The following is a 22,303-nucleotide window of genomic DNA, read 5'->3' as shown; positions in this document are numbered from 1 at the left end:
TTTCAGTCTTCAGTCGCAGTCGCAGTTTTTGATTATGACTAACCTGCAAGGTTTTTTTAACCTTGTAGGTTTAAGATGCTAGGAAACGCTGATGACGCTGATCCTTGCTGGTTTTCGCCGATTTATTATTGGTGGTTCTCGGTTGCAGATAGATTGCCACGTTGCTAAATTCGTTAGGTGCTCTCATAGAAACGATGTTTTCTTTCGAGTAATCCTCGCAATGACGGTGGAATTGGCTCGCAATGACGGTAAAAACAACACTTGTGAAACCAGGTTTTGCATACTTACTTACCAATAAGAACAACACGACGCTTTACGTTGGTTCTACATCAAGGCTCGTACAACGCATTAAGCAACACAAAGAAAAATTCTTTCCAAAGTCCTTTAGCGCGCAATATAATTTGAACAAACTGGTCTATTTTGAGGCTTTTCAAATGATTGGTGACGCGGTTGGTCGCGAGCAGCAATTGAAGGCTGGCAATAGGGCCAAAAAGGTGGCGCTGATAAATGGCGCAAATCCTGAATGGCTTGATTTGTATGAGGAGGTGAAGCAGTTGTTTGGTAGTGATGCCGAGGAATGATTGGAGCTGTAGTTTGTGTTTGTTCGGCGTTGTGAGCCTGCCTATGCCGGCAGGCAGGCCTGCCTGGTCGGCAGGTGGGGATGAGGGACGAAGCAATCTCATGAAAGGAAGAACTACAGTTGGGCAGATTGCTTCAGTCGTTAACTGCGTTAAGTACCCTCATGGAAACGCTGTTTCCATTCGCGTAGCCTTCGCAATGACGGTATAAAGGTAATAATCCCTCCCTTGCAATGAGGATTTTTGTTGGCTTTCGCGCCGCCCCTTATTAACCGTCATTGCGAGCCTGCCTATGCCGGCAGGCAGGCCTGCCTATGCCGGCAGGCAGGCCTGCCTATGCCGGCAGGCAGGGACGCAGGAGGAAGCAATCTCATGAGCGGAAGAACTACAGTTGGGCAGATTGCTTCAGTCGTTAACTGCGTTAAGTACCCTTATGGAAACGGTGTTTCCACTCGAGTAACCCTCGCAATGACGGTATAAAGGTGGTCGTGCCTCCCTCGCGATGAGGATTTTTATTGGCTTTCGCGCCGCCCCTTATTAACCGTCATTGCGAGCCTGCCTATGCCGGCAGGCAGGCCTGCCTATGCCGGCAGGCAGGCCTGCCTAAATGACGGCAGGCAAGCCTGCCTATGCCGGCAGGCAGGTTCGCTAACGCATCGGGCGTTTTGATTTTTTTAGGTTTAGTAATTCTGCTCTTAATCATGAGGTCCCTGCTTTCGCAGGGACTTGTTTTTAATCTTTCCTCTTTCCGCCCTATTATCTATGGAATTGCTATATTAGCCCCATCAATAAAATGAGCTATTTTGAGTGCCACTAATTCTGACGATTGGTTATACACCATCTCTTCCAAAAACAAATTGATTGATATCAACTTCAAAGAGATTTGGAGGTATCGGGATTTGTTGCTATTGTTTGTGAAGCGCGATATTGTCACGGTTTATAAACAAACTATTTTAGGGCCGTTGTGGTATGTGATCCAACCGCTTTTTACTTCAGTGATCTTTACCTTGGTTTTCAATAATCTTGGGAGTATCAGTACCGGAGGTGTGCCCCCGTTTCTCTTTAATTTGGCTGGGATTACGGCTTGGAATTACTTTAATGCCTGTTTAACAGGGACTAGCGATACCTTCAAACAGAATGCGGGTATTTTTGGCAAGGTCTATTTCCCGAGAGTGATTATGCCCATGTCGGTTACGATTTCCAACTTATTGAAATTCTTTATACAGCTGTTTATTTTCGCTGGATTTTATATCTATTATTATAGCAGTGGGGCTGAAGTTGCCGTCAATAGCAACGTCTTGCTGTTCCCGGTGTACGTGATCATGATGGCCTTGTTGGGGCTTGGCGCGGGGATGATTCTGTCGTCCATGACCACCAAGTATCGCGACATGACGGTGGTGATTGGCTTTGCGGTGTCTTTGCTGATGTACATGTCGGCGGTGCCTTATCCGCTCTCTGAAGCACGCAAGAAATTCCCAACTTTGGTGGCCGATTTTGTGGAATACAATCCGGTAACCCAGATTATTGAAGGCTTTCGGTACATGTTGTTGAGTACGGGATCTTTTAGTTGGAGCGGTTTTTTCTATACCTTGGTGTTTAGTATGGTTTTGTTCTTAGTAGGGATTGTGGTTTTTAATAGAACGGAGAAGACGTTTATTGATACAGTTTGATCGAATTACGATTTTTAAATGTCGAATATCGATTTTTGAATAACGAATATCGAAGTTAGAATTAAAACACACACCGTCATTGCGAGGACGCAGGACGAAGCAATCTCATGAAAGAAGTAACCCCCTAACCAACAAGTTGCGTCGCTTTGCTCCTAATGAAGAATACAAATTACCCCGCTTTGCGCCCAATGATGAAAGAAAAGAAAAAAAAAGATTTTTGATTAACGATTACATAATATGACCAATTTTTTGATTACTGGAGGTGCTGGTAATATTGGAAGTGCCTTGGCTTCACGTTTAGCTGAAACTGAAGATAACCAGATTACCATTATTGACAACCTGTCTACAGGACATCGCAGCAAAATACCACAGGCTGATAATGTGACCTTTATCAATGCCAACGTCAACGATTACAATGATATTCTCCCTGTTTTTGGGCGTTTTGATTTTGATTATGTGTTTCATTTTGCTGCTGTGGTGGGGGTCCAACGCACTTTAGAACATCCTGTAGCCGTGTTGGAAGACATTGAAGGGATTAAGAACGTGTTATCGATTTCAAAAAACTCAGGTGTGAAACGTGTGTTTTATTCCAGTTCTTCCGAAGTATATGGGGAGCCTTTTGAGATTCCGCAGAACGAAAATACCACCCCTTTAAATTCGCGTTTGCCTTACGCCATTGTAAAAAATGTGGGCGAAGCTTTTTTTAGATCCTATGAAAAGGAATACGGCATGCCCTATACTATTTTTCGTTTTTTCAATACCTATGGCCCGCATCAAAGTCAGGACTTTGTGGTGCCTAAATTCTTAAAGGCTGCTTTAGCGGGAGAGCCCTTGCAAATCCATGGTGATGGGATGCAGACCCGTTCGTTCTGCTATATTGACGATACCATAGACACCTGTATAAAAACGCTAGAGCAAGACTATAAAAACACGGTTTTAAATGTGGGCAATGATAAGGAGATGACGGTTTTGGAGCTTGCCAATAAAATAATCCATATTACAGGCTCACGTTCTGAAATCGAACATTTACCGGCCTTGATTGAAGGCGATATGCGCCGGCGTTGTCCTGATGTTACTAAAATGAAAACAATTTTGCAGCGCGAGCTGACCTCATTGGATGAAGGGATGCAAAAAATGATACACTATTATGAGTCTAACGATTTTTGAATGTCGAATATCGAATTATGAATAACGAATGATGAAGTTGGCTTTTGTTCTCAAATTTTGACTTTACCAAACAACACACAACACACAACACACAACACACAACACACAACACACAACACACAACAGAAAACAGACAACAGAAAACAGAAAACAGACAACAGAAAACTGACAACTGAAAACTGAAATATGAGTAACAACAACAAAGACATCATCCTAGTCGCCGAGAACATCAGCAAACAATACCGATTGGGAGTGGTGGGTACGGGCACGCTTAGCCATGATCTTAATAGATGGTGGCACCGGGTGCGTGGCAAGGAAGACCCGTTTTTGAAGGTGGGAGAGGTTAATGACCGCAGTACCTCCGGTAGCTCTGATTATGCTTGGGCCTTGCGGGATATTAATTTTGAGGTGCAACGCGGCGAGGTGCTTGGTATTATTGGTAAAAATGGGGCCGGGAAATCGACCTTGTTGAAGATTCTATCACGGGTGACCAGCCCCACTACTGGAGAGATCAAGACCAAGGGGCGGATTGCCTCGTTGTTGGAAGTAGGCACTGGCTTTCATCCTGAGTTGACGGGGCGTGAGAATATTTATTTGAACGGTGCCATTTTAGGCATGTCTAAGGCGGAGATCAAGGCCAAAGAGGAAGAGATCATCGAGTTCTCAGGTTGCCAGCGTTATGTGGATACGCCAGTGAAACGCTACTCCTCGGGGATGCGGGTGCGCTTGGCCTTTGCGGTGGCAGCACATTTGGAGCCTGATATTTTAGTGATTGATGAGGTTTTGGCGGTGGGTGATGCTGAGTTTCAAAAAAAGGCGATTGGGAAGATGCAGGATATTTCTAAAGGTGAAGGGCGAACGGTGTTGTTTGTGAGTCATAATATGGCTGCGGTAAAGAGTTTGTGTACGCGAGCGATTGTTTTGGAAAATGGGGTTAGCGTTTTTGAGGGGGATACGGATGCTGCGGTAGATTTTTATTTACATAACGAGAAATTGCTTATAAAATCGAAATTGTTAGAACTTACGGATAGAATAGGCAGTGGAAAAGTCCTCTTTTCAAAATTTGAAATATTGAATATTGAAAATAAAATTTTGAGTGCCGCCATGTCAGGGGAGTATATTAAGCTAAGAGTGCATTTTCATGCTCATGAAGTAGTTCAATTAAAAAATTGTAGAATAAGTATATCAGTTAAAAAAGACGAAAGAGATTATATAGTCCTTTCGTCAGAATTAGTATTGAACTACAATTTGAATTTGACTAATTCGGAAAAAGTTGATTTTATTCTCGAGAAATTTCCTTTAAGTAAAGGATTATACAAGATTGAGTTGTTTCTGGAATCAGAAAGAGAAATAATAGATTGGATAAAGAATGCTTCAGATCTACATGTCGAAAATGGCGATTTTTATGGGATTGGTAAAAGCTATCCTAAAGGTTGGGAAGGGAAAACTGTATTAGTAGAAAATAAAATTGAGGTGTCATGAAGAGAAAATGGCTTAAAATACTCTTGAAGATTTTAGTGCCAAAAAAGTATCAATATGTCTTTATTGATACAGTATTCAGTGCATTTAATACTAACCCTTTAATTTTTGCATATAATCGAATAGGTATTTTAAAATGGCAAAACGAGAAGTTGTCAGGTGAGGAGGATTTCATACTAAATTTTCTTATAAAATCATTTCCAGATCGAAAAGATACCGTTTTTTTTGATGTAGGTGCGAATAAAGGTCAATATTCAAGTTTGTTGTCAAAGTTTTATAAAAACGTTTCTATATACTCATTTGAGCCTTTGAAAGCTTCTTTCGCAGTGGCTGAGAAAAATCTTTCAAAGTTTGAAAATATTACAGTAAATAATTTCGCATTTGGTTCGCAAGAAAAGAAGTTGAGTATCTTTTTTGATTCAACCGACGATACTAGTGTAAAAGCTTCTATTAATCGAAGTGTAATTAGCGATATTCATAAGAACCAAAAAATATCTAATGAATTAATAGATATTAGAACAATAGATGATTATTGCTCAAAAAATGGAATTGTTAAAATCGACTTCTTGAAAATAGATACTGAAGGATATGAATTGGAAGTTTTGAAAGGGGCTGCAAAATTAATAGAAAACAACGGAATACAAACGATTCAATTTGAGTTTAATGAGATGAATGTCATCTCACGTGTTTTTTTAAAAGATTTTTATGATATACTTGAACCATACGGCTTTAATTTTTATAGGTTGAATGAAAAAGGGATGATAAATTTAAAGAGTTATAATCCGATACATGAGATTTTTAAGTTTCAAAATATAATAGCAACTAAACTCAATGTTTAAAACACCTGTTTTGTATATAGTTTTTAATAGACCAGACCACGTACGCAAGTCATTCATGAGAATTAAAGAGGTCGCTCCAAAAAAGCTATACGTTGCTGCCGACGGGCCAAGAAGCGATCATGAACATGATATTCAAAATTGCCTGAAAGTAAGACAATACATCCAAGATAATATTAATTGGGAATGTGAGGTGGTTTATTTATTTAGAGAACCTAATTTAGGTTGCGGAAAAGCGGTTTCTGGTGCAATAGATTGGTTTTTTGAAAACGAACATGAAGGGATTATCATCGAAGATGATTGCATAGCCGATATTTCTTTTTTTCGATTCTGTGAAGAATTATTAGATCGTTTTAGGGATGATGCCGAGATATTCCAGATTACTGGTTCAAACTGGCAAAAGGGCAAAAAACGAGGAAGAGCTGACTATTATTTCTCACATATGTCAAGTGTGTGGGGATGGGCAACTTGGAAAGATAGATGGGATTCATACGAATACACAATTGATGTAGAGAGCGATGACTATCTAAAAATGAAAGATAATTTAAAGGAAATTGCTTGCAATAAAAGTGAAGAGAATTATCATTTAAATTGTTTTGAAAGAACAGCAATTGGCAAAATAGATACTTGGGACTATCAATGGCGTTATTTGATGCTTTTGAATAAAGGTATAAATGTAGTTCCAAATTACAATTTGGTATCTAATGCTGGTTTTGGTAAGGAAGGCACGCATACTTTTGACAGCAGGCATTGGCGCGCAAATTTAGAATCGCAGACGGTTAATTTTCCTTTGAAACATCCAAAACGAATTGAAGTTAACAAAAAAGCAGATGCATTTTTAGCGAAAAACATTTGGTTATTGAATAGTAAAATTAAAAAACGCAACTTGACTAAGGTTCTAAAAAGGTTGAAGGTGATTAAGTATAGATTTTATGGACGAAAGTAAACTTATTTTTATTATTTCTCAACCACGCAGCGGTTCTACTTACCTTCAGAATCTACTATCAAATAATAACCAAGTAAATACGTGCAGTGAACCTTGGATATTATTGAATTTTTCGAGTTTAATCAAACCAGAACTTATACAAGCTACATACAATCATAAATTGGCGAATGAGGCTTTTAAAGATTTTATTGGCAAGTATCCTAGTATTAAATTTACTACAGGACTAAAAGAAATGATCCTAGATATGTATCAACCCATGGCAGAAGGCTTTGATTATGTGATTGACAAAACGCCAAGGTACTGGGAAATGATGGATGAAATCGTGGAGTGGTTTCCAAAAAGTAAAATCATCATTTTAAAACGCCATCCAGTAGATGTGGCGACTTCGATTATTAAAACGTGGAATATAAAAAAGTTGACTATGCTTTCTAGGTTTCAAAGAGATTTACTTCTAGCACCAGAACATTTACATCTATTTTCTAACAAGCATCAAAGCAATCCCCAAGTTTTTACATTGAAATATGAAGATTTGCAAAACAATAAAGTTGTCGAGATAAGGAACTTGTATTCTTGGTTAGGTTTAGATTACCATGAAGCTGTATTGAATGCTGAAACTAACAAAAAACACAAAGGAATGTTCGGGGATCCATTTCAAAATAAACTAGAGAAATCGGAAGAGACTGTGCAACTCATTAAATCCGCCAAATTATCTAAAGATTTTGAAGAGTTCATAATAGGTTATAAGCATTATTTGACTCCCGAATTTATGGAGTCGTACGGTAATTATAAATTAGATAAAGGACGCGAAACTAAAATTTTTGGAAAATTTCTTCTGTTTAGTAATGATGTTAATGCTCTTAATAACAAATTTTTGCAAATTAAGTACTCGACTAGTTATAAGGTAGGTAAGATGATTTTATATCCTATAGTCACTTTCAAACGGTTTTTAAGTGGAAAACTTTAATTCAATGCGTATTTCCATCATCACGATAAACTATAATAATTTAGAAGGCTTGCAGAAGACAATGCGCAGTGTCTTGGATCAAACTTATCCCGATATTGAATACATTGTAATTGATGGCGGCAGTACGGATGGTAGTAAAGCATATATAGAAAGCTGTCAGCAAGATTTAGCTTATTGGATTAGTGAACCTGATAAAGGTATTTTTCATGCCATGAACAAAGGGATTGAAAAAACTACTGGAGAATATCTATTGTTTCTTAATAGCGGGGATACTTTATACTCAGACTCTGTCATAGTTGAATCCGCGAACAGGATGAATGATGATTCGGATATTTATTACGGGAATGTTTTGAGGCATTATAAACATCAACAACCATTATTAAAAATTTATCCTGCCAAATTGGATTTTAGTTTTTTTATAGATTCAGCTTTACCTCATCAAGCAGTTTTTAGTAAGCGAAGCTTATTTAGTACAATTGGCTATTTTAATGAGTCCTATGAAATTGCGTCTGACTGGGAGCTTTTAACCTGTGCCATTTGTAAATATAATTGCAGCTATCGTTATTTGGATATTATTATTAGCAATTACGATATGACTGGTGTTTCAAGTCAAAAAAGTAGTCAAATTATTTTCAAAAAAGAACGCAGAACTACATACGTAAAATATTTTCCTGCTTTTATGAACGATTACGAGAGATTTCGGTATGACCACAAATTTATAAAAGCGCATAAGCTGAATAAGCTTAAAAGCATAAGTCAGTCGAAAATATTGATTAAGGTACATCAGTTCGTTTTGAACTTACTGTATTTACTGTCAAAGAAAGCCAATTTTTAAATGGAGTTAAATAATAATAAAGCTACTTTGACTTTGGAGGATGGTGTTTCTATTGTTGTTGTTTCTTATAATGGTGCTGAGCGTTTGATACCCACCCTTAAACATTTAGCAAATCAAGAAAGTATAGGCTTTTGCGTTGAAGTTATTCTGGTCGATAATTGTAGTACTGATAACACAAGAGAAATTGCCAAGAGTTTTTGGCACGAATTGGGAATCCCTTTCCCATTGCGTATAGTTCAAGAAACGCAAGCAGGAACTATGTTCGCAAGAAAAAAAGGCATAGAGGTTTCAAGTTATCGTTATCTGTTATATTGTGATGATGATAACTGGTTGTGCAAACATTATTTGAGTACAGCTTATAATATAATTTCTAAGGATCCAAATATTGCGGCATTAGGAGGTTGCGGATATATGCAATACGAGCATAATTTTATGCCGCCAAATTGGATTAAAGATTACGAAAAAAATTATGGTACAGGCCCTCAAGGTCGAGAGGATGGAGATACGACATTTTCAAAAGGCTGCTTATATACAGCAGGTACTATATTGGATAAAGCATGGCTTGATAAATTATATGCCAAAGGATTCGCGTCTGCTCTTGAAGGGCGAATTGGCGACACCCTTATTGCAGGGGAAGATACTGAACTTACTTATGCCCTAAAACTGATAGGCGGAAAGCTATACTATTCGTCAAAAATGACCTTTCAGCATTTTATGCCTAAAAAACGTATTACTTGGGGTTATTTAAAACGCTTATGGTTTTCTTTTGGCTATTCTAATTATATCATATCTCCTTACAATGAATTTTATCAAAAAAGAAAACAACTCAATAAAGTCCATTATTTAATAAAACGAATTAAAGAAATTGTTAAACTAAGTTTAATTATAACCAAGCACCAATTAAGCGAAGGTCAAAAACCTGTTTTAGAGCGTCGATGGAAATTAGGAGAAATTAAGGCCATGATTTATAGTAGCAAAAAGTATCAAAAAGTGCAAAAAACAATTCAAAAATTACAGATTGATTCATGAAGAATTCTATATCTATTGTTATAAAAACCGGATCTTTTCCTGCAGTATCTGAAACTTTTATTGTTTCAAACATTGTTTGTGCTATAAAAAGAGGGTTCCAAGTTAATATAATAGCTCCAAATAAAATTCAAGAATGTGCTACTTCCCAACCGCAATTATTGACGCAATATCAGTTATTAGAAAAAACAAAATATTTTAAATCCCCTGTCAAGTCTTATAAAAGAATTTTGTTTGCTGTTTATTGCTTGTTAAATCCTCTTGTATTTTTCTACTTTTTAAAATATAGCTGGAATTATCGAATTGTCCATTTAAAAACACTATACAGAATTTATTATTATTTACCTTATCGTAAGGCTGATATTTGTCATGTGCACTTTGCCAATAATGCTGGAGAACTACCGGCGTTGAAAAAGATTGGTTACATTAAGTCAAAATTATTGATTACTTTCCATGGCCATGATGCTTTTTATGCAAATGCAAAACAGCAACGTAAATTGAAGCACAATTATAATTTACTTTTTAAATATGCAGATAGGATAACGGTCAACTCAATTTATTTAAAAAAACTTGTTTTAAATCTAGGCTGTCCAGAATTCAAATTGCGCGTTGTGCCTGTTGGTGTTGATGTCAATTTATTCTCTCCAGAATTTTTGCCTAAGATTTTAGATATATCGCAGCCGATACAGCTACTAAGTGTTGGGCGGTTGGTTGAAATCAAAGGACATGAATTTGGTATCCGTGCTGTTAGAGTTTTAATTGAGAGAGGGTTTTCCGTCAAATATACTATTATTGGAGAAGGTGCTTTAATGCAAAAATTGAAGGCCTTGACAGTCGAGATTGGGGTTGAAGATCATGTAAATTTTTTTGGAGGTGGTAGCCAAATGGATATTCGAAAAGCCTATACTAAATCGCATTTCTTCTTAATGACTTCTGTTATGGATGCCAGTGGTAGAGAGGAAAGTCAAGGAGTCGTTACTGCTGAAGCTCAAGCTATGGGTCTCCCAATAGTAGGCTTCAAGAGTGGAGGTGTTCCTTTTACTATTTCAGACGAAACAGGTATCCTAGTTAAGCAAAAAGATTTTGAAGCACTGGCGAATGCAATATCGTCTTTAATTTCTTTACCTAAAACTTACGAAACTATGAGTGTTAGCGCGCGCAAATGGATATTGGATAATTTTAATTTAGACACTATGGTAGCCCATTATTATGAAGACTTGATTTCAAAATAGAATCCAATGGCAATTAAAGAATATTGAAGTTTTTTATTCATGTTATTTTATAATAATTAGCTTATTAATATTCCTGTATTTATTCTTATGATTATATTCGTTTTATAATTTAAAAAACATTCAATTTCGGTGCGATCTCTACTGGTTTCCATCATCATTCCTACCTATAACCGTGCGCATTTAATTGGCGAAACGTTGGATTCTGTGTTGGCGCAAACCTATACTAATTGGGAATGTATTGTGGTGGATGATGGGAGTACGGATGGGACAGAAGTACTTATGAAGACCTACTGCGATAAAGACTCTCGTTTTCAATATCATCATAGACCAGCAGGCCGTTTACCAGGTGGTAATGCTGCTCGTAATTATGGTTTTGAATTTAGCAAAGGAGAGTATGTGAAATGGTTTGATAGTGATGATATAATGCATCCTAATTTTATAAGTAAACAATATTTAATCTTATCAGAGAAACCTAGTTTAGATTTTTGTGCTTGTCAATGGGAGTATTTTGATGATGTTGGGCAAATAAAAAAAGTATATATTAATCTTAAACCTCAAAACGAATCTATTTATTCTTATTTTCTAGAGGGACATGTTTTTCTTACCCATGCCCCTCTTTGGAGGAAATCTTTTTTAATTAATTGTGAGTTATTTGATGAAAAATTGAAAAGAGGCCAAGAAACTGATTTCCATTTTAGAATTTTAACAAAAAACCCAAAGTATCTTATACATGAAGATTTTTTGTTTCAAGTTAGGAGGAATCATAAAAGTATAGAATCAACTTCAAATAACATTGTTCCGCAAGAATCTGTCTTAATATATTTTAAGAAAGTATTCTTTATTTTAAAAGAAATTGATTTTGATAAAAAGGAGGTCGTTAGAAGTTATATTTGGTATAGGTGCGTGAATCAAATTGGTATATTAATGTCAAAACAGAAAAGTATATTAGGGAGGTGGAAGTATTTTAGAGGATTAAACCAGTTTTATTCAAAAAGGACAGACTTTTATATTATTTATCTTTTTTTATTTGTTGCTTTAATAACTAATAGAGGATATTATTTTTACAGCTTGAAAAAATATGATTTGAGAAAAAATAAATAAAAAACGTATAGATGATTAACTAGAAATTTCTGCATAGAGAAATAGAATGGATATTTTAATCGATTTTTTTTATGCTAAAGATTTGAAGCTATTTTTATGGGTTAAATAATATATTACATGTCTAGTTAGAAAAAATTTTTATATTCTTGAAGGCCTACTAGATAAAGTTAGTCAAACATTAAATTATACTAAAATCTATGAAAATTTATTTTGAATCAGAAATGCGGATTAATTAAAAGGTATTGATGACTTTTGAAATCATACTTTAATTAATGTGACAATTTAAAATTCCATGCACGGGGCTAACACTAAGAGATCTAACTCAAATTAAATGTCAAAAGCATTAAGTGTCTTATATATTTACAGAAACAAGGATTTACATCGAGTTGAAAACTCTTTAAACTCCTTGTGCCAGCAATCTAATAATGACTTTGAAATAATTTTTGTAGATTATGGTTCCACCCGAAACTACAAAGATGGATTATCAGAATTTTTGAAACAATACAAAAATGTGAAACTGATTTATTCTTATCACACAGATCAGCCGTGGTCAAGGCCTAAAGCTGTAAATATAGGAGTAAAACATTGCAAATCAGATTATATCTTTGTCGCGGACATTGATATGATTTTTAGGCATGACTTCATTTCTATTTTACATAGAATAAAACATCCAAATAAATCTTTCTTCTTTAAAGTAGGATTTCTTTCAGAAGCAGAATCAAAAAAGAACATTCCTTTTAGAGAATATGCTATAAGTTTTGAGAGTAAGTATGGTGCTCAAGGATTATCCTTGTTTCCGAGACATGCATTAAATGAAGTCAATGGATTAAGTGAATTTATACATTTTTGGGGAGCTGATAATGATGTTCATAACCGTTTGCGAAATACAGGTATGGAAACTATTTTTTATGATGATAAAATTTTAATATTGCACCAATGGCATTTAATTTATCGAAAAACATTAGAAAAATTTTTAACAGTAGAAATTCAACTTTCTAATGTATTGAGAATTAATATGCAGCATCAAATCAATAACGATAAAGGCGAGATTTCTAAAGTAAATGTCAACCCTTGGGGAAACATCATTACAAAAAAGCAATTTGACCTATTGGCAAGTGCTCCTGTGCAAAGAGAGTTAGTAAATATAAAAAGTGTCGTTGACTATTTTTTGTTTTATGAGTTGCCCCTGCATCAAACAGGAGTTTTAAGCATTCAGTTTTATGAAGATCCTTTCCAGAAAACCTTAAAATATCATGCAAAAAAAATGCTAGGGAAAACTGTTCCACTGTATTATTGTCTAAAAGAGATTAATGACAAATTATTACTTCATATTATTTCTTTTTATAATCATTTTCCTTACTCTTACAAAGTGAGTGGTGATTTAAAAACCATAACATTTTCAATACTAAAGTAGTCTTATATTTTGCTAACTATCATGCTATATTTATGCCGAAAGTAATTCTCATATCTCAGTTTCCACTTCCGTATTCCAAAATAGGGAGCTGGACTACTTTGTATAAAAATTATTTAGAAGCAGACCATCATTTGATTGATATTATTATTTGCGAGCCCCCAAATTATGATTTTGAAGATGTCACATATAAGTTTGTAAAAAATAATTTTACATCTAAAATTAAAAAGAAACTTACTAAAGAACCTTATTTAGAGTATTTGACCAATTTAAAATCCATTATAATTCCAAATGAAAACTATGTTGTTCAGATTGTAGATAACTTCGGCCTTGTAAAACCATTAGTAAATTTTCTAAGATCTCACAATCTAAGAAAATCAGTTTATATTCAATTTTTTTATCACGGTTTCGTTCCGTTCTATGGTAATTTCCAGAGTCGATGGTTTTACGATAATATCGATGAAATGGTTTTGCTTACGCGTGATTCTTATATCAACCATTTGAGCTTTTACACCGAATTGCCTGTTATATTCTCAATTTTACACAATGGGATTGATACATCGCAGTTCTTTGAAGTTTCTAAAGAGACAAAACAAGACTTAAAGAATAGATTGGGAATCAATGCTAAATCTGTTTTTATTTGGTGCTCACAAGACCGTCCAAAAAAAGGATTGGATTTTATTGTAAACGTTTGGAAATCTCTTGGAGAACGCGTGTATGATTGTGAATTATTAGTTGTAGGAGCGTCGCGGGTAGAGGCGATTCAGGGTGTTAAATTTTTAGGCCGTATCCCAAACGATGATTTGCCCAAATACTATCAAGTTGCCGATGTTTACTTGTTTCCCACTTTGTGTCAAGAAGGATTTGGCATGAGTTTAATAGAAGCACTCCATTGTGGCTGTTTTTGTATTGCTTCAGCTTTAGGAGGTGTTCTAGAAGTGCTTGATTACGGAAAATACGGCAAATTAATTGAAGACCCACATTTTCCTAATCGATGGAAGGACGCGATTTTGGAATATTTAAACGGGAGTTACGAGCAAACTAAGTTACCAAAAGATAAATATTCAATGAATGAATGGAATAAAAATATGAATGGCTTGATAGTGGCTGCTAAAGAACGAATGATATGATAAAAAAATTTCCTTTTATCATTGCGGAAATCGCCCAAGCCCATGATGGCAGTTTAGGGATGGCACATGCCTATATAGATGCCTTGGCAGCAACTGGGGTAGACGCCGTCAAATTCCAAACCCATATCGCCGAAGCAGAGAGCAGTGTTTACGAACCTTTCCGAATAAAATTTTCCCGTCAAGACTTCACAAGATTCGATTATTGGAAGCGTATGGAATTTAGTTTAGCGCAATGGAAGGCTATTAAAACGCATTGCGATGCTGTCGGACTTGAATTTATGAGTTCACCATTTAGTAATGCGGCTGTCGATTTATTAGAGCAAGTAGGTGTAAAACGTTATAAAGTTGGCTCTGGAGAAGTGACGAATTTTTTATTGCTTGAAAAAATTGCACAAACCAAGAAACCTGTGATTTTATCATCAGGGATGAGTTGCTTTGAGGAATTGGATGCAGCTGTATCATTTTTGAAAGACAGAAATGTGCCCGTTTCCATTTTGCAATGCACCACATCATATCCTACAGGTCCTGAGCAGTATGGTTTCAATGTAGTTCAAGAACTTAAGGAACGGTATAAAGTACCAGTTGGCTATTCTGATCATTCCGCAAAAATTGAAACCTGTATTGCAGCTTCCGCCTTAGGTGCAGAAATTTTAGAATTTCATGTCGTTTTTGATAAAGCCATGTTTGGCCCCGATGTGTCGTCGTCCTTGACACTCACTGAAACAAAGCAATTGGTCGCAGCAGTCAAAAATATTAAATTGGCAATGTCGCACCCAATCGACAAAAATAACAATTCAAGTTTTGAAGACTTGAAGCTTATATTTGAGAAATCCTTATCCGTCAACAAGACATTGCCAAAAGGTCATTTGTTGCAGTTTGAAGATCTTGAAGCTAAAAAACCTGCTAATAAAGGGATTTCTGCATCAGATTTTAAATCGGTAATTGGTAAAAGCCTCAATTGTGATAAAGCACAATGGGAATTTTTAAATATCGGAGATATTACATGATAAAAAGAAAAATATGCGTGGTCATTACGGCACGCCCCTCATACAGTCGTGTGAAAACGCTTTTGCAGGCCATTCAAACACATCCAGATTTAGAATTACAACTCATCGTTGCCGCGTCAGCACTACTGGATCGCTATGGTTCTGCGGTCAATTATATCAAAAATGACGGGTTTGACATCGCAGCAAAAGTGTTTAATGTGCTTGAAGGCGAAAACCTGACTGCCGCAGCTAAAACAACGGGAATAGGGATTTTAGAGTTGTCTACAGTGTTCGATAATTTAAAACCGGATATTGTGATCACTGTGGCAGATCGATTTGAAACCATGGCAACAGCAATATCGGCATCCTATATGAATATTCCATTGGCGCATCTACAAGGCGGCGAAGTGACTGGAAATATAGATGAGAAAGTAAGACATGCAATTACAAAACTCGCAGACTATCATTTTGTAGCTTCAGAAGGTGCGAAAGAACGCGTGATCAAATTGGGTGAAAATCCAGAAATGGTCTTCAATACAGGATGCCCTTCGATTGATTTGGCTTATTTGGTAAAAGATTGCACCATGGATTTTGACCCGTATCAAAAATATGGAGGTGTAGGTGCCAAACCAGACTTGTCAAACGGCTATTTGGTGGTCATGCAGCATCCTGTGACCACAGAGTACAGTGACTCCCGAAAACATATAGAACAAACTCTTAAGGCTATTGCGGAACTAGAGATACCAACTCTTTGGTTTTGGCCTAATGTAGATGCTGGTGCTGATGGTACCTCAACAGGCATCAGAGCCTATAGGGAACAACATAAAATAGAGCACATTCATTTCTTTAAAAACATGGAAGGAACTGACTTTCTTAAACTTCTCAATAATGCGAAAGCTTTGATAGGCAATTCAAGCGTAGGGATTAGAGAATGTGCTTATTTGGGTGTACCAGTGGTAAATATTGGCAGTCGGCAACATAGAAGGGACCGGGGACATAATAGCATTGATGTTGGTTATCATCAAAATGAGATTAAACAGGCGATCCAGTCGCATTTAACCAATGGAAAATCAGCAGCTTCCAGTATTTACGGAGGCGGAAACGCAGGCGAGCAAATTGCGGATTTGCTCCAGAAATTAACATTGCAGTTTCATAAAACAATTTCTTACTGATGAGGATTTTAGCGGTCATACCTGCTCGCGGAGGAAGTAAAGGCGTACCTGGTAAAAATATTAAATTACTGGGAGGAAAACCTTTAGTAGCCTATAGTATTGAAAAAGCAAATCAAAGCAAGCTGTTGGACTTAGTAATTCTTTCTACTGAAACAAAAAAAATAGCAGCAATAGGAAAAAAATTCGGAGCTAATGTTCCGTTTTTGAGACCATTAGAATTGGCTCAGGATGATACGCCTACTATCGATGTATTAAAACACGCCATTGATTTTTATGAAAGTCAAACTATTTTTTTTGATGCAATTTGCATTCTACAACCTACAACACCTTTTAGAGAATGTGGATTCATTGATAAAGCAATTGCAAAATTTATAGAAACCGCAGTTGATACACTTATTAGTGTCTTGCCTGTTCCACATCATTTTAATCCGCATTGGGTTTTTGAGTTAAATGGTCAGAATTTCCTTAAAATTGCTACGGGTGATGACAAAATTATACCACGAAGACAAGAACTTCCTCAAAGTTTTTATAGAGACGGATCTATTTATTTAATAAAAACCGAGATTATTAAGAATCAAAATTCTTTATTTGGTGCTACCATTGGTCATATTCAATCTTCGGAGGAGTCTTATGTCAATATTGATATGATGCAAGATTGGGAAAATGCAGAAAAATTACTTGCAAATAAACTGAATAATATTGGTGACATCTAAAAAAGTATTTTTGTTATTGCCAGATGGGGTCGGTCTAAGGAACTTTGCTTACACCGATTTTAATAAAGTAGGGAAAGCGGCGGGCTTTGAAATCACCTACTGGAATAATACTCCTTTTGATTTGGCAAGTTTAGGCTTCGAAGCGATTGATATAACCAAGCCTAAAACGCATCCCTTAACTGAAACTTATAAAAATGCTAGAAAGCACGTTGAATTAAATCTATTTATCAAACGGTTTGAGGACAGGACTTACGATAGTTATCGATTTCCATTTTCTAATAAAACTTTTAAACAAAAAGTAAAAACATTTTTAACCAAGAGGCTTATTTCAAAACACACTACTGAGAGCGGGCATAGAATCTTGGTAAAAAAAATTACTGATTTTGAATCTAGCACCTTTTATTTCAGACAATGTCTAGAAACATTAAAAAAAGAGCAGCCTGATTTTGTTTTTTGTACAAGCCAAAGATCAATTTTAGCAATAGCGCCAATACAAGCAGCTAAAAAGCTAGGTATTCCTACTGCTACATTTATTTTTTCGTGGGATAATTTGCCAAAAGCAACTATGGTGGTAGATACCGATTATTACGTTGTATGGAGCACCCTTATGAAAGAGGAATTATTGAAATATTATCCCGACATCACTTCTGATCAAATTGTAATAACCGGAACGCCTCAATTCGAAAATCATTTCAATGCAAGACTAAAAGACAGTAAAGAGGACTTCTATAACAAGCATCGTCTCGATTTAAACAAACGATATATCTGCTACTCAGGAGATGACATTACCACCTCCCCCAATGACCCACACTATTTAAAAGACACCGCTCAAGCTGTTCGACTCCTCAATCAAAAAGGATTCAACTTAGGGATTGTTTTTAGGCGTTGCCCAGTAGATTTTTCTACCCGATTTGATACTGTTTTAAAAGAATATCAGGATGTTATTATGCCCATTGCCCCGCTTTGGAAAAAACTTGGAACTATTTGGGACACTGTTTTACCGACACAGGAAGACATGACTTTGCAAACCAATACGATTGCACACACCGAATTTGTGATTAATTTGGGGTCTTCTATGGTTTTTGATTATGCCTGTTATCAAAAACCTTGTGTTTATATAAATTATGATATTCCTAATCCTTCATCAACCTGGTCTGTCCAAAAGATTTATAAATACATTCATTTTCGATCTATGCCTTCTCGCGATGCGGTGGTTTGGTTTAATGATGTAACGGAAATAGAAATAAAAATCAGAAATATTTTAGAAAACAAATTATCCACCACTGTAAATGCTAATGCATGGTTCAAAACCATCAATCAATTCCCTCCTGAAAAAGCGTCTGAACGCATTTGGGATTTTATTAAAAACGCCACAGCATGAACATCGCTTTCCTTACGCCAGAATATCCACATCCTAAAGTAGGTCATTCGGCCGGTCTCGGAACGAGTATTGGTAACTTATCCAAAGAATTAGCTAGACAAGGGCATAACATCTATGTTTTTGTATATGGTCAAAAAGAGTCTCTTGATTTTAATGACGAAAGTGTAAATATATATCTGATTGGAGATAAAAACTACAACTTTGCTAAATGGTTTCGATATCGGAAACACATTCAAAAATATGTGCAAACTGTAATTGATATTCATAACATAACAATTTTAGAAGTGCCAGACTGGACTGGTATTTCGGCGTTTATGAGATTCTCTGTTCCGATCGTGATGCGTTTTCATGGAAGTGACACTTATTTTTGTCATCTAGAAAAGCGTCAACAAAAAATGAAAAATAGATGGTTTGAACAACTTGCGGTAAATAAAGCAGAAGCTTTTATTGCCCCAACTTCCTTTGCAGGACAACTTTCTAAACGTCTTTTTAAAATTCAAGATGATAAGCCAGTTGCAACTATACATTACGGGTTACAACTTGAAAATTTCATAAACACCAACCCATCTTCTTACGAGGCACATACTGTTCTTTATATCGGTACACTTATTAGAAAAAAAGGGGTGTTTGAATTGCCTGAAATCTTAAAACACGTAAAAAAACAAGTACCTAATGCCAAATTACTAATAATCGGCAGCGATGCACCAGATATAGTCTCAGGTAACACTTCTACATGGGAATTATTAAAAAACAGTTTTGAAACAAGCCTTTTACGGGATGTTCATTATTTTGGAAAAAAGCCATATCACGAAGTACAAGAAGCCATTAAAACTTCGCATGTTTGTATTTTTCCTTCTTTTGCAGAAACTTTGGGTATGGTAACTATAGAATCTATGGCATTGCAAAAACCAGTTGTCAATAGCAGTATAGGATGGGCGCAAGAACTTATTATAGATAGAGAAACTGGTTTTTTGGTGCATCCAAAAGATCATGTGCTTTTTGCCGAACGAATTATTTCTTTACTACAAAACAAAGATAAATGTTTAACTATTGGGAAAGCAGCGAGATCGTTGGTTGAAGACCGGTTTGATATTAGGAAACAAGCGGTAAAGAATATTCAATTCTACCAAGATATTTCTAGATCATGATTGTCATTTATCATCATAATAATCAGGTGCATTCTATCGTGGATCATAAACTGAATGCAGTACTACCAATCATTGAAAAACCTATTCTAAAAGCGTTGATGCATCTTGCTTCTAAAAATGATAATAAAATTTTGGTATGGTGTCGGTTAGATTGTAAAGCACTGTTGAATCTTGAGGGCATTACCAATGCTTTTAGAACAAAGAATATCATGGTCTCTTATGGCGATGGGTTTTATTTACCCGACGCCATTGGTTATGTTGAAAATTCGCCTTTTATAAACGTTAATACTTCAGTTAAATATCCGACGTGGAAAATGCATTCTGCTGTTGGTGCTATTTATAGCTCTACCTTAATAAAATTTAAGAATTGTATTTTTAGCGAAGATTTTGAGTATGATTTGAACTCGATTGCAAAGTTGGGGATGCCTAAAGGGGTGTTTTGTTATTCAGAACCAAAATTATTAATAAAGCCCCTAGCACCTTCAGCAAAACGTGTAGGTATTTTTACCTTGTTTCGCTTTGTAAAACAACATTACCGCACACCATGGGTGTTTTTGTTAGCCTTGAATTTTTCGTGGCATGAACGCAAATGGCCGTTTTTACCACTTTTACTAAGTCTTTTTTACAAAAGACGTCATTTCAAAGACTCTATTCCTTTAGAAAGCATCCATGATGACCCAGTTTCAACATTGCCGTCCATTGATGTCATTATTCCAACAATAGGCCGATCCAGCTATTTGCATGATGTTTTAATGGATTTGGCAAAACAAACGCATCTGCCACACCAAGTCATCATTGTTGAACAAAATCCAGATCCAGAAAGTTTAAGCGCATTGGATTTTATTTATTCAGAAGTTTGGCCTTTTAAGATTGACCATCATTTTATACACCAGACAGGAGCTTGCAATGCGAGAAACCTGGCTCTAAAACAGGTAGTTTCTGAATATGTTTATTTAGCCGATGATGACAACAAATTTGATGGAAATTTAATTGAAAGGGTACTTCATCAAATGCTTACTTTCAATTTGGATGTGGTTTCCATGTCTTATTTACAAAAAAACGAGGTAGAGACAAGAAAGCAACCCATACAATGGGCAACTTTTGGCGCGGGCTGCAGCATTATGAAAGCCCAATATTTGAAGGAGGTTTCATTTAATATGTCGCTTGAATTCGGTTATGGTGAAGATGTTGATTTTGGGATGCAATTACGTAATCTGGGTGCAGATGTTATTTATCTACCAGATATAAGCATCTTACATTTAAAAGCACCAATTGGTGGCTTTAGAAGTACATTCAAACAATTATGGATGGATGACCCAATTCAACCTAAACCGGCGCCTACAGTGATGCTCAATACTATTAAAAATAAAACTAAATGGGAAGTATTAGGGTATAAAACACAACTGTGCATCAACTATTATTTTGTTCAAAAAGTTAAAAACCCCCTACGTTATTTTAAAATGTTCAATAAGCAATGGGAACGAAGTATCTATTGGGCTAATCAATTGAAAAGAGATAACAGAACATGAAGTTTACTCTAATTATCTGTACTTATATGCGCCCAAAAGCCTTACTAAACTTATTGAACTCAGTAATAAACCAAACGCTTTATCCAAATCAGATTTTAGTAATCGATGGGTCAACTGATAGTGAAACGCAACAAGTTTTAGAAAAACATAGGGTCCAAAACTTAAGCTATAATAAAGTGGATGCACAACACAGAGGCTTGACTAAACAACGCAACTTTGGTATTTCAAAAGTTGACCAGCACTCAGAAGTCGTTTGTTTTTTGGATGATGATACGATTTTGGCTGTAGATTACTTCAAACATTTATTAGAGACTTACACCCAATACCCAAAGGCATTGGGTGTCGGTGGTTATATTACCAATGAAGTACAATGGCATAAAACTGACGGTTCAAAGGATTTCAAGCGATTTTATTATGATAATTGGATGCGGAGCGAACCACTTAGATTTAGAATAAGAAAATGGTTTGGTTTAGCGCCAGACACGCCACCATGTTACTTGCCGACCTTTTCCCATGGGCGCTCCGTGAGTTTTTTACCACCTTCCGGGAAGGTTTATCCCGTAGAGCAATTTATGGGAGGGGTTGCCTCCTATCGTTCATCTGTTTTTAAAACGATGCAGTTTTCGACCTATTTTGAAGGTTATGGCCTTTATGAGGACACTGATTTCTGTTTGAGATTATCAAAAAAAGGTGAATTGTACGTCAATACATCAGCACAATTGGCACATTACCACGACGCAGAAGGGCGGCCAAATAAATATAAATACGGAAAGATGGTTGTTAGAAACGGTTGGTATATTTGGAGAGTGAAATACGCAAAGCCCAATCTTGCAGCACGCTTAAAATGGCACTTAACAGCTGGACTACTAATGAGTCTGACTTTGTTTGGTTGTTTTACTGCCCGAGATAAAAGGGCTGCAATTGTAGAAAGTTTTGGGCGCTTTGATGGATGGTTGAGTTTATGGATTGATAAACCTGAAATTGAAGCTTAATTTGAAC

General features: G+C 36.1%; 20 protein-coding genes. All 20 read left to right on the top strand.

Annotated elements, in window-relative coordinates; genetic code table 11:
* Positions 1-263 precede the first annotated feature (263 nt).
* The 20 genes from ESY88_RS17170 to ESY88_RS17070 all read left to right on the top strand — a co-directional run bounded on the left by ESY88_RS17170 (position 264) and on the right by ESY88_RS17070 (position 22,296).
* Entirely contained in the window at positions 264-581 is a 318-nt protein-coding gene (locus ESY88_RS17170) for a GIY-YIG nuclease family protein (protein ID WP_147087912.1), read from the top strand.
* Positions 582-1,381: 800 nt separating this feature from the next.
* Positions 1,382-2,248, top strand: coding sequence for an ABC transporter permease (locus ESY88_RS17165; protein WP_147087911.1), 867 nt, complete (start codon positions 1,382-1,384; stop codon positions 2,246-2,248).
* A gap of 237 nt (positions 2,249-2,485) precedes the next feature.
* A complete protein-coding gene (locus ESY88_RS17160) occupies positions 2,486-3,415 on the top strand; it encodes an NAD-dependent epimerase/dehydratase family protein (protein ID WP_147087910.1) in 930 nt (309 codons plus the stop codon).
* Positions 3,416-3,601: 186 nt separating this feature from the next.
* Positions 3,602-4,897, top strand: coding sequence for an ABC transporter ATP-binding protein (locus ESY88_RS17150; RefSeq protein WP_147087907.1), 1,296 nt, complete (start codon positions 3,602-3,604; stop codon positions 4,895-4,897).
* Complete coding sequence (locus ESY88_RS17145) at positions 4,894-5,733, top strand: FkbM family methyltransferase (protein ID WP_147087905.1); 840 nt, start codon at positions 4,894-4,896, stop codon at positions 5,731-5,733. The genes ESY88_RS17150 and ESY88_RS17145 overlap by 4 nt, the downstream gene beginning before the upstream one ends.
* On the top strand, positions 5,726-6,676 hold the full coding sequence (locus ESY88_RS17140) for a nucleotide-diphospho-sugar transferase (RefSeq protein WP_147087903.1): 951 nt from the start codon (positions 5,726-5,728) through the stop codon (positions 6,674-6,676). Before ESY88_RS17145 ends, ESY88_RS17140 begins: the two co-directional genes overlap by 8 nt.
* Positions 6,663-7,640, top strand: coding sequence for a sulfotransferase family protein (locus ESY88_RS17135; protein WP_147087902.1), 978 nt, complete (start codon positions 6,663-6,665; stop codon positions 7,638-7,640). Before ESY88_RS17140 ends, ESY88_RS17135 begins: the two co-directional genes overlap by 14 nt.
* A gap of 4 nt (positions 7,641-7,644) precedes the next feature.
* A complete protein-coding gene (locus ESY88_RS17130; RefSeq protein WP_147087899.1) occupies positions 7,645-8,475 on the top strand; it encodes a glycosyltransferase family 2 protein in 831 nt (276 codons plus the stop codon).
* Positions 8,476-9,504, top strand: a complete 1,029-nt coding sequence (locus ESY88_RS17125) for a glycosyltransferase (RefSeq protein WP_147087898.1) — start codon at positions 8,476-8,478, stop codon at positions 9,502-9,504.
* Positions 9,501-10,733, top strand: a complete 1,233-nt coding sequence (locus ESY88_RS17120) for a glycosyltransferase (protein WP_147087896.1) — start codon at positions 9,501-9,503, stop codon at positions 10,731-10,733. The genes ESY88_RS17125 and ESY88_RS17120 overlap by 4 nt, the downstream gene beginning before the upstream one ends.
* A gap of 129 nt (positions 10,734-10,862) precedes the next feature.
* Positions 10,863-11,834 carry a glycosyltransferase family 2 protein gene (locus ESY88_RS17115; RefSeq protein ID WP_189702643.1) on the top strand — a complete coding sequence of 324 codons (972 nt, stop codon included), beginning with the start codon at positions 10,863-10,865 and terminating at the stop codon, positions 11,832-11,834.
* 331 nt (positions 11,835-12,165) lie between these two features.
* Complete coding sequence (locus ESY88_RS17110) at positions 12,166-13,248, top strand: glycosyltransferase family 2 protein (protein ID WP_147087890.1); 1,083 nt, start codon at positions 12,166-12,168, stop codon at positions 13,246-13,248.
* A 98-nt stretch (positions 13,249-13,346) separates the two neighbouring features.
* Complete coding sequence (locus ESY88_RS17105) at positions 13,347-14,375, top strand: glycosyltransferase family 4 protein (RefSeq protein WP_223270873.1); 1,029 nt, start codon at positions 13,347-13,349, stop codon at positions 14,373-14,375.
* Complete coding sequence (locus ESY88_RS17100) at positions 14,372-15,382, top strand: N-acetylneuraminate synthase family protein (RefSeq protein ID WP_147087886.1); 1,011 nt, start codon at positions 14,372-14,374, stop codon at positions 15,380-15,382. The genes ESY88_RS17105 and ESY88_RS17100 overlap by 4 nt, the downstream gene beginning before the upstream one ends.
* Positions 15,379-16,533 (top strand): UDP-N-acetylglucosamine 2-epimerase, encoded by a 1,155-nt coding sequence (gene neuC / locus ESY88_RS17095; protein ID WP_147087883.1) that lies wholly within the window; start codon positions 15,379-15,381, stop codon positions 16,531-16,533. The genes ESY88_RS17100 and neuC overlap by 4 nt, the downstream gene beginning before the upstream one ends.
* On the top strand, positions 16,533-17,246 hold the full coding sequence (locus ESY88_RS17090; RefSeq protein WP_147087866.1) for an acylneuraminate cytidylyltransferase family protein: 714 nt from the start codon (positions 16,533-16,535) through the stop codon (positions 17,244-17,246). The genes neuC and ESY88_RS17090 overlap by 1 nt, the downstream gene beginning before the upstream one ends.
* Entirely contained in the window at positions 17,236-18,627 is a 1,392-nt protein-coding gene (locus ESY88_RS17085; RefSeq protein WP_147087925.1) for a glycosyltransferase family protein, read from the top strand. The genes ESY88_RS17090 and ESY88_RS17085 overlap by 11 nt, the downstream gene beginning before the upstream one ends.
* A complete protein-coding gene (locus ESY88_RS17080; protein WP_147087863.1) occupies positions 18,624-19,775 on the top strand; it encodes a glycosyltransferase family 4 protein in 1,152 nt (383 codons plus the stop codon). Before ESY88_RS17085 ends, ESY88_RS17080 begins: the two co-directional genes overlap by 4 nt.
* A complete protein-coding gene (locus tag ESY88_RS17075) occupies positions 19,772-21,304 on the top strand; it encodes a glycosyltransferase family 2 protein (protein ID WP_147087861.1) in 1,533 nt (510 codons plus the stop codon). The genes ESY88_RS17080 and ESY88_RS17075 overlap by 4 nt, the downstream gene beginning before the upstream one ends.
* Complete coding sequence (locus ESY88_RS17070) at positions 21,301-22,296, top strand: glycosyltransferase family 2 protein (protein ID WP_147087858.1); 996 nt, start codon at positions 21,301-21,303, stop codon at positions 22,294-22,296. Before ESY88_RS17075 ends, ESY88_RS17070 begins: the two co-directional genes overlap by 4 nt.
* Positions 22,297-22,303: the final 7 nt, after the last annotated feature.

It is taken from the genome of Subsaximicrobium wynnwilliamsii, from assembly GCF_007997225.1.
In the GTDB taxonomy this organism is placed as follows: Bacteria; Bacteroidota; Bacteroidia; order Flavobacteriales; family Flavobacteriaceae; genus Psychroserpens; species Psychroserpens wynnwilliamsii.
This window is presented reverse-complemented; position numbering and strand designations above follow the sequence as displayed.

Excerpts from the sequence above, each read along its gene's own strand:
- ESY88_RS17160 (WP_147087910.1), top strand. The coding sequence starts at position 2,486 with ATGACCAATTTTTTGATTACTGGAGGTGCTGGTAATATTGGAAGTGCC.
- ESY88_RS17150 (WP_147087907.1), top strand. The coding sequence starts at position 3,602 with ATGAGTAACAACAACAAAGACATCATCCTAGTCGCCGAGAACATCAGC.
- ESY88_RS17145 (WP_147087905.1), top strand. The coding sequence starts at position 4,894 with ATGAAGAGAAAATGGCTTAAAATACTCTTGAAGATTTTAGTGCCAAAA.
- ESY88_RS17140 (WP_147087903.1), top strand. The coding sequence starts at position 5,726 with ATGTTTAAAACACCTGTTTTGTATATAGTTTTTAATAGACCAGACCAC.
- ESY88_RS17135 (WP_147087902.1), top strand. The coding sequence starts at position 6,663 with ATGGACGAAAGTAAACTTATTTTTATTATTTCTCAACCACGCAGCGGT.
- ESY88_RS17130 (WP_147087899.1), top strand. The coding sequence starts at position 7,645 with ATGCGTATTTCCATCATCACGATAAACTATAATAATTTAGAAGGCTTG.
- ESY88_RS17125 (WP_147087898.1), top strand. The coding sequence starts at position 8,476 with ATGGAGTTAAATAATAATAAAGCTACTTTGACTTTGGAGGATGGTGTT.
- ESY88_RS17120 (WP_147087896.1), top strand. The coding sequence starts at position 9,501 with ATGAAGAATTCTATATCTATTGTTATAAAAACCGGATCTTTTCCTGCA.
- ESY88_RS17110 (WP_147087890.1), top strand. The coding sequence starts at position 12,166 with ATGTCAAAAGCATTAAGTGTCTTATATATTTACAGAAACAAGGATTTA.
- ESY88_RS17100 (WP_147087886.1), top strand. The coding sequence starts at position 14,372 with ATGATAAAAAAATTTCCTTTTATCATTGCGGAAATCGCCCAAGCCCAT.
- neuC (WP_147087883.1), top strand. The coding sequence starts at position 15,379 with ATGATAAAAAGAAAAATATGCGTGGTCATTACGGCACGCCCCTCATAC.
- ESY88_RS17090 (WP_147087866.1), top strand. The coding sequence starts at position 16,533 with ATGAGGATTTTAGCGGTCATACCTGCTCGCGGAGGAAGTAAAGGCGTA.
- ESY88_RS17080 (WP_147087863.1), top strand. The coding sequence starts at position 18,624 with ATGAACATCGCTTTCCTTACGCCAGAATATCCACATCCTAAAGTAGGT.
- ESY88_RS17075 (WP_147087861.1), top strand. The coding sequence starts at position 19,772 with ATGATTGTCATTTATCATCATAATAATCAGGTGCATTCTATCGTGGAT.
- ESY88_RS17070 (WP_147087858.1), top strand. The coding sequence starts at position 21,301 with ATGAAGTTTACTCTAATTATCTGTACTTATATGCGCCCAAAAGCCTTA.